General features: G+C 43.0%; 10 protein-coding genes. 8 read left to right on the top strand and 2 right to left on the bottom strand.

All coding sequences use genetic code 11. The features are described 5' to 3' along the window. Positions 1-27 precede the first annotated feature (27 nt). The 7 genes from FTO70_RS09595 to FTO70_RS09565 all read left to right on the top strand — a co-directional run bounded on the left by FTO70_RS09595 (position 28) and on the right by FTO70_RS09565 (position 6220). A complete protein-coding gene (locus FTO70_RS09595; RefSeq protein ID WP_255335531.1) occupies positions 28-159 on the top strand; it encodes a hypothetical protein in 132 nt (43 codons plus the stop codon). Positions 160-528: 369 nt separating this feature from the next. Further along, on the top strand, positions 529-717 hold the full coding sequence (locus tag FTO70_RS09590; protein WP_255335530.1) for a hypothetical protein: 189 nt from the start codon (positions 529-531) through the stop codon (positions 715-717). A 141-nt stretch (positions 718-858) separates the two neighbouring features. Then, the gene (locus FTO70_RS09585; RefSeq protein ID WP_255335529.1) at positions 859-1092 is read left to right on the top strand and encodes a hypothetical protein; all 234 of its coding nucleotides are present in this window, start codon (positions 859-861) and stop codon (positions 1090-1092) included. 206 nt (positions 1093-1298) lie between these two features. Then, positions 1299-2549, top strand: coding sequence for a hypothetical protein (locus tag FTO70_RS09580; protein ID WP_255335528.1), 1251 nt, complete (start codon positions 1299-1301; stop codon positions 2547-2549). Between the two features lie 621 nt (positions 2550-3170). Then, complete coding sequence (locus FTO70_RS09575) at positions 3171-5174, top strand: PAS domain S-box protein (protein ID WP_255335527.1); 2004 nt, start codon at positions 3171-3173, stop codon at positions 5172-5174. Positions 5175-5657: 483 nt separating this feature from the next. After that, on the top strand, positions 5658-5816 hold the full coding sequence (locus FTO70_RS09570) for a hypothetical protein (protein ID WP_255335526.1): 159 nt from the start codon (positions 5658-5660) through the stop codon (positions 5814-5816). Next, positions 5813-6220, top strand: a complete 408-nt coding sequence (locus FTO70_RS09565; protein WP_255335525.1) for a DUF1699 family protein — start codon at positions 5813-5815, stop codon at positions 6218-6220. Before FTO70_RS09570 ends, FTO70_RS09565 begins: the two co-directional genes overlap by 4 nt. Positions 6221-6382: 162 nt before the next feature. On the opposite strand, the gene FTO70_RS09560 is transcribed toward FTO70_RS09565, so the two are convergent. Beyond that, positions 6383-7645 (bottom strand): hypothetical protein, encoded by a 1263-nt coding sequence (locus FTO70_RS09560; protein ID WP_255335524.1) that lies wholly within the window; start codon positions 7643-7645, stop codon positions 6383-6385. A 559-nt stretch (positions 7646-8204) separates the two neighbouring features. On the opposite strand from FTO70_RS09560, the gene FTO70_RS09555 reads away from it, so the two are divergent. Continuing rightward, positions 8205-8735 carry a hypothetical protein gene (locus FTO70_RS09555; RefSeq protein ID WP_255335523.1) on the top strand — a complete coding sequence of 177 codons (531 nt, stop codon included), beginning with the start codon at positions 8205-8207 and terminating at the stop codon, positions 8733-8735. Between the two features lie 96 nt (positions 8736-8831). Here the strand turns inward: FTO70_RS09555 and FTO70_RS09550 are convergent, their stop codons facing one another. Further along, positions 8832-9200 (bottom strand): cupin domain-containing protein, encoded by a 369-nt coding sequence (locus FTO70_RS09550; RefSeq protein WP_255335522.1) that lies wholly within the window; start codon positions 9198-9200, stop codon positions 8832-8834. Positions 9201-9236: the final 36 nt, after the last annotated feature.

Below are 9236 nucleotides of genomic sequence, written 5' to 3'. Positions count from 1 at the left end.
TAGTATGTTTATACTTCTCATTGAGGAATGGCTGAGAAGAAAGTTAAAGGTCAGGTTAATGGTGGAGTGTTTGAGGTAAATGAATGGAGAGGAGACATGGAGGAGAGATTTTTAGCGAAGTACTGTATTTACCAAAAAGACCTTCAATCTTCAGCCTAACATTTCCTGCAACTGACTCCATGGCTCCCGATATAAAGTTTAAACTTATACATCCTTTTCAATCTGATACCAGAAAACGCACGGATTTCTCCAGTCCGCCAGTCAAAAAGCCGCCGCCAGCCTATCCTCATTCCCGATCATCTTGCTGACGTGTCCTTTTCATCCCGTATCCTCAAACGGCACTATGTGCCGGGAACTGAGGAAAAAATCCAACATAAAAGAGCTGAAACAAAAAATTATACACTTTAAGGTATGCCTTTTTTCCTAGTCAGTGAGCAAGATCAACTAAAACAAGGATTGAAACAAGACTAAAATACTTTCATACAGCTTTGTACAAGCTTTTATAGTCCAAACACCTTCTATTTTTTGATGACATCCACAACAGAAATCTCAGATTTTGAATCCAGAATATCCAGCATGATAAAAACGAATACCGGAAACATGATTAATATTGTCCTGTCATTCGGGGACAATCTACACCCGGAAGCCCTGAAATGCCTTGAACGAATCGAAAAGGGAGAGAAAATGCTGGAGGCGGTAAAGAAGTTACCAAAGTAAAACTAAATCTCAAAAACCCCTCTCGGTAAAACCCCTAAATATTATATATTATCCTTATCCGCGACCAAAATCCACCAAACCAGGGATTTAAACATATAAGATGTCGGCGTACTACCATACTAACGAATCACCCGAGGAACCATGCCGGAAGACGATATGCAGGAAGAGGTCCACTACGACAAAGAAGGCCGGAAATATTACATCGGAAAAGAAGAAGATGAAGACCTGAGCGAAAAAAACCGCTTTTGGGTAGGCTCAGACGGCTTAAAATTTTACGAAGCGGACCCCATCACCGAGGAGGAGCGCAGGGAAGCGGAAGAACTCTGGGAAGCCATGAGCCGGCCCGGGACCAGCGAAGGAAAAATCAAGAAATGATGGTGCGGGAAGCGCGTAATAATGTCGCGAGCAAAATCCACTGAAAAAGGATTGAAACGGTATTTACCGTCTTTAGCTGGTTTGCAGGTAAGAGTTAAAATCAGACCTTAGAGGGATTGAAACAGGAATCGGAAATGTCAAAGACACCCTTTGGCTGAAGTTAAAATCAGACATGGGGAGTTGAGAGTAAAGGAAGGCTGAGAGTTATGTCCTTGCCATTGCATGAAAGAACACATGGATATGAGTTTTCCGGTACTGAATATAAACTTCTTTTTGAAAAAGAGAATATGGGATACGTCCGGTTCAGGAACCAGAAGCCAGGAGTCTTCTATTTAGACCCTTCTCCGTTTTTGAGAGATCCTTCCAATGTGATTTATGCAGTTAAGATAGGGGAGATCCCTCCAAAGAGGACTCTCATAAGAGTAACTGTTGCTGAGACTTCCACGGAGTATGACGTTATAGATGGAGTGCTACAGACTTTTGAGATAAGGTATATCACAGGCTGGGAAGCTGTAGATCCAAACAGACTAAGGACCAGCAGGGGATTGATAGACAGGGAAGAATACCTGCATTTGATAACCTACCCTATCAAGGACAGGTACAACATCCATGAGATAGCAGACTGTATAGGAGTGCATACAGTTGCCTCTCCTCAAGTGGCTGATATCTTAAAAGGGGGTGTCAATACCGTAGTTTTCACAACTTCTCAAAAAAACAAGAAGCTTGCAGAGTTTAACCGGATAATGTCTGTAATCCCTAACGAGTTCAGGCAAATAGACTCTTCCAACTTCTACAAAACTACTACAAAGAATGAAAGTATTAACCTCCCTGAGAGCCAGGAGGTCAGTGTTGCTTACTATAATGCCAATAATATCCCTGTGCATATCCCCGTAGCCTTTGATGCAGAGTTTAAGCCATACAGAGAGATTAAAGAGAATGTGGAGCACAATGAGGCATTAATCAGGAACTACCTGCTGGATACCCTTCTCTTCAATCCTGTACTTCTCCCGAGGCATTACAAAAGAGTGGAAGTTATGATCTATGACATGCTGGACCGAATCACTGACAGGAAAGAGGTCCCCTTCTTTCAGGACATAGGAGGAGCTATCCCTCAACTTGTAGCGGCTTTTGCGAGAATAACCTTCAAGTCCATAGTGACCCCTGCTGAACTTGCTCAAAGTTTCCAGGCATGGTATTCTATGGTTTCAGAAATAATGGTCGGGCAGAACATAGAGCCTCTGAATGTAGACCAAATCTACAGGCTGGGTTCACATTCAGAAACACTATTAAAAGAACTGACTCTCTGGAATGACGCAGGTATCCCGCTAACTCTTGAGACTGTGAGACATAATACCCTGGTCCCCAGTCTCTTCTTTGAAAAAGCATTGGAACAGCTGCGGGTAGGGGGGTATATATACATCCCGAATGAGGAGACCATAAGACTAATCACATATTAAAGGTAGTCCCATCCCATTAGCATTTTTAATGCAGATCAACATTGATCTGCAACTCACTTGCAAAATCAGACTCTGGAGGAATTGAGACAGACACATTCAAGGCAGGTAAAAAATGTATGCAGGAGGGTTAAAAACAGGGATTGGAAATATACATTCTCATTTTTACTTTCCTGGAAAAGCCGTCCGCCTCGCTCTGGGCCGGTGAGAGCCCCGGTACTCAAGTATCGAAATTAAAAATGTACCTGGTTTCTTCCAAAGTGAGCAGCTTTTTCCTTAAAGGAATACAATATCAGTTCCATTTTTTGTTTGTTAACTTCTGCTCGAACTAAATCTATTAGAGTTATTGTCTTCTTTTATGGAATCTGGATTGGGAGAGCGGACATACCTCATTGCTTGAAGTTAAGAAAGACATATTTATATATGAAACATATATAAAATGTGCAATTTGAAAATTGAAAGAAAAACATATGCATGTTCTGGTAATATTCCCGTCTCATGGCTTAAGTGGCCTGTGCTGCAGCGCTTCAGGATGCTCAAATCAAACGTTTGCTCTATCAAATGTTAAGACACCAAAACGGGCTATTCGGACTTCCTGCATAAAACCTGGATCGGAGATCTCTCATGAAAAAAAAGAAACTTCAGTTTGATCAAAATGAAGATAGGTCCTCCTCTTTCGGAGACGGCGGTCCTTTGATCGATCATTCTCATAACCTTGAAGAGATCATCAAACACAGCAGGACAAACAAGCATAGCAGGACAAAAGATGTCTTTTCGGCAAATGAGGACATATACAGGTCTTTTTTTAAGGAAAATAATGCAGTCCTCCTTCTGGTCAATCCTGAAAACTCTGATATTGTTGATGCAAACACGGCAGCATGTAAGTACTATGGCTGGACGCTCGAAGAGATGACCGGCAAGAAAATGTGCCATATAAGCGCCCTGGCAGCTGAAGAGACAAAGGCTGAGACACTAAGGGCTGCGGACGAAAAAAGGAATTTCCTATTCTCCCGGCACCGGCTTGCAAACGGTGAGATACGTGACGTTGAAGTTTACGGCGGCCCGGTTGTCCTCAATTCGCAAAGTTTGCTCTATTACAGAGTTCATGACATTACCGAGCGCAAGTTGGCGGAAGATGAACTGCAAAGAAAAGAAATGCAGCTCCGTACTGCGCAAAGAGTCGGACGCATGGGGAGCTGGGAAATTGACTTTAATTCCAGGAAAGGGGATGCTTCAGAAGAAGCAAGAAGAATATACGGACTTGAAGGCGAAGACCTTACCATTGAAACAATACAAAAAGTACCGATGCCGGAATACCGCCCGGGGCTGGACAGGGCACTGAGTGACCTTGTGGAAAGAAATTTGCCTTATGATGTGCAATTCAGGATATTAAGACAAAACGATGGCAGGATCCTTCACATACACTCCGTGGCTGAATACGATGCTGAAAGAAATGTAGTAATCGGGACGATCCAGGACATTACCGAACAAAAACAATCCGAAGAAGCACTGGCGAAAGAGGCCCTCTGGCGGCGCATCCTGATGGAGCAGTCTAGGGACGGGATATTTGTCGTCGATCAGAATTGCAAGTTTTTCGAGGCGAACCCTCGATATGCCGAGATGCTTGGCTATTCTCAAGAGGAAATGCTGACATTGCACATCTGGGACTGTGACATTCGATATACCCGTGAGCAATTACTGGAAATGCTTCGGATTGCTGACAGTAAAGGAGCCCTTATCGAAACACGCCTGCGCCGCAAGGACGGTACTTTCCTTGATGTGGAAATCAATGCAAACGCAGCCATATTTGGAGAGAGGAAACTGAGCTTTTGCGTGTGCAGGGACATTACAGAGCGTAAACAGGCTGAAGAAGAACTGCTGAATGCCAAACTGTCTGCTGAGGCTGCCAGCAAGAGTAAAGGCGAATTCCTGGCCACCGTGAGCCATGAGCTGAGAACCCCACTAAATTCGATAATAGGTTTTTCGGATGTACTGCTCCAGGGGATGTTTGGCAGCCTGAATGAAAAACAGACAGGATACATAAATCATATTTCAAAGAGTGGAAAACATCTGTTAAACCTCATTAATGATATCCTTGATATCTCAAAGGTTGAAGCCGGGAAGACAGAACTTGCCTGTGAGCAGTTTAACGTTTATCATGCCATTAATGAAATCAAAACTATAGTATCTCCTCTTGCAATAAAGAAGAACATTTGCCTGGATGTCAAAGTCGATATCGAGCCACAGCCCGGGATGATTTTTGCAGATAAAACCAAATTCAAACAGATCCTCTACAACCTCACAAGTAATGCCATCAAGTTCACTCCGGAAAAAGGTAATGTGACAATCGAAGCACGGCGTTCCGGTAATTTTGTCCAGGTCAGTGTAAAAGACACAGGCATAGGGATTTCAAAAAATGATATCGATAAACTCTTCCAGCCATTTAAACAACTGAACCCATACCTCACTCGCGAGTACGAAGGGACCGGATTGGGCCTTGCCCTTGTCAAGAAGTTTGTTGAGATGCACGGCGGTGAAATCCGGGTTGAAAGCAAAGTTGGAGAAGGCAGTATTTTCACATTCCTGATCCCGAGTGATCTGAAAGATCAGGCACAGACCCGGGATTAAGGATAGATGGGATTAGGGTAGAAGGGATTAGGGTAGAAGGAATTAGGGTAGATAGGACTAAGGAAAGACGAGAAACTTGCTCATATCGCTGTTTTTGAATTAGATCACTTTCTTTGTAGAACTATACTCAAAGTGAGGTAGAGATTCCCTAAAAAAAATAAACTATGTAAGTATAACTTTAGCAGAACTTAAAATACTAGCCTCACAGCAGCTGTTTTTCTGACAGAACTTCTTCTGGACGGGGTCTGGGGGGACTTAAGAGGGTGCAGGCTGTAAGTTCCGGCTTATCCGGAATTCTCTGTTTTCGGGGTATTACAACCTGTTTCTCCGTCACACCAGGAAAATAAGTGCCAGATAACTTACTAAAAAATATAAGGATTAACAGATAAATATTTATAACATGCAAAATAACTGGGAAATGTAAAGAATGTTGGCAAACATTCTAAAAAAAACAAAACTTGGTAAATGGATATTTAGAACATATTGAAAAAAAGGCTTTTTTTAGAAAGTAGTGGAGTACTTTCTAAAAAAATACAGACCTTGACAAATAAATGTTTACTAAAGGTAAAAACGTCACAAAAATTAAAAGAACTAATAAAATGTAAAAACGGGAAAGAATTTACAAGTGGGGAAATTAAATGAAGATACGTGTGGTTAGCTCAAGAGAAGAGATTTTTACGCTCAATCCTAATGAAAGAGTGGTTCACCTGGCGTTTCGCCCTTCGAACAAGGATATCTTTACGCTGGTTGAGACCTGTCCGAAAATTGAGGTAATCCAGGTTCCTAAATCTTACAGGCGGACGGTTTCAAAGTCAATTGAAATGTTCCTTGAAATGCAGAGAATCAAGTTCATGGAAGGGGATGTATGGGGTCATAGGAAAGATCTCAGCGAATACTACAACGTCCCGGATTCTGTTATTGAAGGTATCAGGGAATTAAAACTGGAAGGAACCCCCGCCGAGATGATAGAAGAGAAGGTTTCAAGGGAAAGCAAACTGAACCCGGAAATGGTTGCCTATATTCTTACCAGGGAGATCATAGCCTGAGTCCAATGAATTTTTTTTGAAATGTATTTATTTATATTTTCAAGATAAATTCAAATGGATTTAGACTGATGAATACGGAGGTAAAAATACCAATAATCTGCAGGGTCAATATTATATCCAATTGTTCTGCCTTTTTGACCCTGCTGATAAACCTTCATAAATTCATTTTAAGGCCGTTCCCAGGTCAAGGACTTTCTCCAGAATTTTCTCTTTTTCTGGCCCATCAAGATACGGGACAAGCGAGGAAAAAGCCTGAGCTTCCCTGTACTCGGATTTAATCCCGGCTGCCATCTCAAGGGCTTTTTCAAGAATTTCTTTTTTCCTTGCTTCATCCAGATGCGGAACAATCAGGGAAAGGGCCTGGGGCCTCATGTCCTTATCTTTAAGATTGGAAGCTAATTGTAGGGTTTCTTCCATGATTTCTTTTTTTCTTTGCCCTTTCAGGTGTGGGACAAGCAAAGAAAGAGCCTGTACCCTTTGATATTGGGATTGAATCCCGGCTGCCATTTCAAGGGCTTTTTCCAAAAGTCCTTCATTTCCGGACCCTTCCAGATGCGGGACAAGCGAGGAGAAGATCTGGGATTTTGCATCTCCATACTGGATATAGGGGGCGAAGTCAAGGATATTTTCAATAAGTTCTTCTTTTCCCGGCCTATTCAGATGAGGGCCAAGCGAAGAAAGGACAGCGGCTCTTTCGTCGTCATCCTGAATCTGGGAGGCAGAGTAAAGGGCTTTATTAATGAGTTCTTTCTTTCCCGGTCCCTCCAGATGCGGAACAATCAGAGATAGGGCCTGGGACCTTAGATCCCCATACTGGATCCGGGAGGCAAAGTCAAGGACTTTTTCCATAATCTCTTCTTTTCCAGGCCCGGATTCTAATCGCCCCAGAACTTCAACAGTATCTTTAGCAGTATTTCCAACAGTACCTTCAACAGTATCTTTAACAGTATTGTTTTTTGCTGTGAATTCTTCAAGCAGCTTATTAAATTCTTCAAGCATTCTGGTTTTGCCACTTGAATTTTGTTTTATAAGCTTGACTGAAAGATCTTCAGCCTTCGTCCTTTTTTTGGCTGCCATTTTCTGTTCGGCCGTCATCCTCTGCATCATCCTCTGTATAAGCTCATCTTCCATAAAAGACGAAACTTCTTCAGCTAAACCGGGGTCCTTTTCAAACAATATTAAGATATCGCGGACCAGAACCTGCTTTGTCTCCGGGTCGGAGGGGGCAATAACCATATCTCCTGCGGCTTCCTTCAGCTCAGGCCTTTCTCTCGAACACAGTTTTTCCCACAGTTTTTTCTGAATCTCCCACACATCAGGCCCTACTTTTTTGCCGGCTTCTTCAACCGCTCTTTCAGACCCGATGACCAGATATGGAATTACAGGTTCGATAAAATCTGTTACTTTCTGTGCCAGCTGCCCCATTATTGCATCCTGTTGCCGCATTGTTTCATCCTTCTATTTAACAAAATATTATGTCCTTCTCTTTTTGGTTTAGTTCCGAAATAAAGTGATATCAGTAAGCGTGACATATATTGGAATATATAATAGCAGATAAATACTTCGTTGGAACCGCCTTCCAAGCTCCTCACGGACATCCTCATAGACCATCCATATAAACTGCCCTTTTTATCGTGCATCCTCGAGCTGCATTACGCTACCAAGGCATCTGAAGTTCAAACAACCCCAAAGATGGAATAAAATCAAAAAATATATAATAACTTAGTGAAATATGCCCTAATCTGTTGGAATCATTCCGATTAGAAATCATCCCTTCAGCTTGAACCTCTTACCGGCAAAGCCAATTTACCCGGAAAAACGGAGGATGATTTTATTTTCGTTCTATGGATTTGAGGGGGACTAAATCATGGAATTCCGGGTCTTATTGGTTTGATTTGCATTTGCCATTGCTTAATGCCGGTTTCGTAAGAAGAGGATTTAGCAGCTGAAAAGCGATGTGATTGAAGTCTGGAGATCTGAATAAATGTTAAAAAAAGTATATTATCGGATAGCAAAACTGTCAGGAATTTCTCTCGTTTATCTCGTATTGCTTGCAGTGTGTGCAGTCCCCGTGACTGCAGGAGGAGAGCTTGAGCATGGCACCTGGGCCTGTGTAAGTGATTCTTATTTGAAGGAAGTAGAATGGGACCACTTTATAGGCATCGTATCAGACCACTACTTCAACGCGGAAGGCCAGGAAAAATACGTTTTGACCCGTCCCGGGGACGGGGTTTCAAAGGAATATAACGCATGCGATGTAATTCCGTTACTGGATTCGGGTGTAAAGGCCGTATTCCCCCTCCAGTCCGAACGTTTAACTCCCTGCGTACAAAAAACCTGCCTGGGGATTGTCACTGCGGTAAATGAAGAAACCTGCACCTGTGACATATTCGTTACGTGGTCAGGAGGAGCCTGTACCGGGGAAACCCTGGACGGGATTCCGATCAGCGAGCTTAAAAAGTGCATAGTTCACCCCGCAGGCAGAAGGATGCTCTCGGAAGGGTATCTTCTGTAAATGAGGTTGCCGGGGGGCAATCTCAAAAAAGGAATTCAGAAAAACCCCATCAATTCAAAACCTGATCAATTTAAAATCCCTGCCACTTAAATTTATTCAGTCCGGCAGCTGCACAACCGCAGCCAGCACATCCTCATTCCCGATCACTCTGGTGACGTGCCCCTTTCCTCCCGTATCCTCAAGATGCACAACGCTTCCTGGCCCGAATCTGCGCAGCTCTCCATCACTGACTTCTGCTTCCAGTTCCCCGGAGAGGAAGAAGAAAAACTGGTGATGCGGCGTCGGGTGCCAGTCCCCGAACCAGCCTGCGGGAATCCGGCAGAATGCAAACTGCTCCGCCTTCTGAAAGGCAGAAAGATAGAGTGAAGGTGCCGGAGGAGCAAAATTGACTTCTGCAAATCCGATGTCCCTGTCCTCAAAGTGAGAAGTGCCTTTAGAATCAGAGTATATGCGAGTATATTTCATACGAACTAAACCTCCCACTTCCATATATATAAGGAA

It is taken from the genome of Methanosarcina sp. KYL-1 (assembly GCF_024372725.1).
Taxonomy (GTDB): domain Archaea; phylum Halobacteriota; class Methanosarcinia; order Methanosarcinales; family Methanosarcinaceae; genus Methanosarcina.
Note: the sequence above shows the minus strand (reverse complement) of the source record. Positions and strands in the feature narration are given on the sequence as shown.

Coding starts and splice junctions, on each gene's coding strand:
- FTO70_RS09595 (WP_255335531.1), top strand. CDS start 28: ATGGCTGAGAAGAAAGTTAAAGGTCAGGTTAATGGTGGAGTGTTTGAG.
- FTO70_RS09590 (WP_255335530.1), top strand. CDS start 529: ATGACATCCACAACAGAAATCTCAGATTTTGAATCCAGAATATCCAGC.
- FTO70_RS09585 (WP_255335529.1), top strand. CDS start 859: ATGCCGGAAGACGATATGCAGGAAGAGGTCCACTACGACAAAGAAGGC.
- FTO70_RS09580 (WP_255335528.1), top strand. CDS start 1,299: ATGTCCTTGCCATTGCATGAAAGAACACATGGATATGAGTTTTCCGGT.
- FTO70_RS09575 (WP_255335527.1), top strand. CDS start 3,171: ATGAAAAAAAAGAAACTTCAGTTTGATCAAAATGAAGATAGGTCCTCC.
- FTO70_RS09565 (WP_255335525.1), top strand. CDS start 5,813: ATGAAGATACGTGTGGTTAGCTCAAGAGAAGAGATTTTTACGCTCAAT.
- FTO70_RS09560 (WP_255335524.1), bottom strand. CDS start 7,645: ATGGGGCAGCTGGCACAGAAAGTAACAGATTTTATCGAACCTGTAATT.
- FTO70_RS09555 (WP_255335523.1), top strand. CDS start 8,205: ATGTTAAAAAAAGTATATTATCGGATAGCAAAACTGTCAGGAATTTCT.
- FTO70_RS09550 (WP_255335522.1), bottom strand. CDS start 9,200: ATGAAATATACTCGCATATACTCTGATTCTAAAGGCACTTCTCACTTT.